At 62.1% G+C, this 1,440-nt stretch carries 1 protein-coding gene; it reads right to left on the bottom strand.

The annotated features are described in order from the left end of the window. Positions 1-205: 205 nt before the first annotated feature. On the bottom strand, positions 206-1,440 hold a 1,235-nt coding region (locus tag NKK50_RS31230; RefSeq protein ID WP_352522341.1), incomplete at its 5' end, for a tetratricopeptide repeat protein.

Raw genomic sequence — 1,440 nt, forward strand, 5'->3', positions numbered from 1 at the left:
GGCAACCCTTCAGTCGTTCGAGCGTGCCGACCTCATCCTCGCCCATGAGCGTGCTGTAGCCGACCACGTCGGCAGCAAGGATCGCGGTAAGCCTTCGCTCCATACCTGCCTGCGCCCTCCTTGGTCGATCAAGCGGCTTCGCGCAGCCTATTCTAGTCCCGCATCGGACGCGAGTGTGTGCGTCCGTTATGACGCGCGTGTGCTTCTACTGAACAACCGTAAAGTGAAACACCTTGCTTGAGTTGACGAAGGAATAGCCGCCGCCTCCATCGTCGCGGCGTTTATAGACGGGTCCACAGTCGGGGCGCCCGAACATATTCTCGCTCAGCTCGCACAATAAGTCGCCATCGACACGGACGGTCTCGGTGACCAGCCGCGTCGTGGAGCGGAAGGCTGCCTTGCCGTCGCTCCCGATCTGGAGGAAGGCTGGTTGGAGTCCGGGCTCAAGCTGACCCTGCAGAGTATGGCCCAGCACCAGCGAGGCGATCTCCTTGCCCTTCAAGCGGTTGTGCTCATCGCCGGTGAAACCGAACGGCCATTCGGGCAAGCCCGCCTGCTGCAACGCGTCGACGATGAGAGCCAAATCCTGCGGGTTACGATATTGGGCACCGTTGAGTCGGTATGCGGACAATGAATCGAAACCTGGTGTGGACATGGCACCTAGCCCCTCGGCCACTGCCGCCCTGGCATCCTGCAGGCGGCCGGCGCGGGCGTAGGCGGCACCAAGCGTGATCGTGAAATCTCCGACTGACGGCGCATCGTCGCGGGTGCGTTCGAGGGCCTCGATCGCCCTGTCGTTGCTCCCTTGAATTAGAAAGACCAGACCGGCAATTTGCCGGTTTACAGGTGAAAGGTTGGGATCGAGCCTGAGCGCCGTCTCGACCGCTTCGGCAGCCTCAGCATGACTGCCGGCGAACAGTTGCACGTATCCCAGGGCTATTTGCGTCTCAGCATCGCCGGGGCCGAGTGCGACGGCTCGCTCGACCGAAGCGATGGCTTCCTCGTAGCGGCGATCCACGACCTGCATGATCCCAAGAATAGCATAGGGCGACGAAAGGTCAGGGTCGAGTTGCAAAGCTCGGCTCGCCTTCTCATATGCTCTCTTTCGTGCTGGCGCGCTCTGCATGATGTCATTGAACGATTCACGCCAGATATACACCGTCGTGCTTGCATCCGCCGCGAAGGCTTCCGCAAAAGCGGGGTCGAGCTGCTCGGCCTTGTCGTAGAGCGTGAGCGCCTCCCGCAGGCCGTCGCGCCGACCGGTCCGTGCTGTCTGCTCGGCACGAAGATAGAAGTCGTAGGCTTCGAGGTTTTCGGTCGGCGGCCGCGCCATGCGTTCGCTTTCCGCTGCCGAAGGTTGCATGCCAAGCGCCTTGGCGATCTCGCCGCTCATCTCGTGCTGGACGGCAAACACGCCGGCCATGCCACGGTCGAACCGGT

Origin of the sequence: Mesorhizobium sp. M0001, from assembly GCF_040324255.1 — a bacterium.
GTDB lineage: Bacteria > Pseudomonadota > Alphaproteobacteria > Rhizobiales > Rhizobiaceae > Mesorhizobium.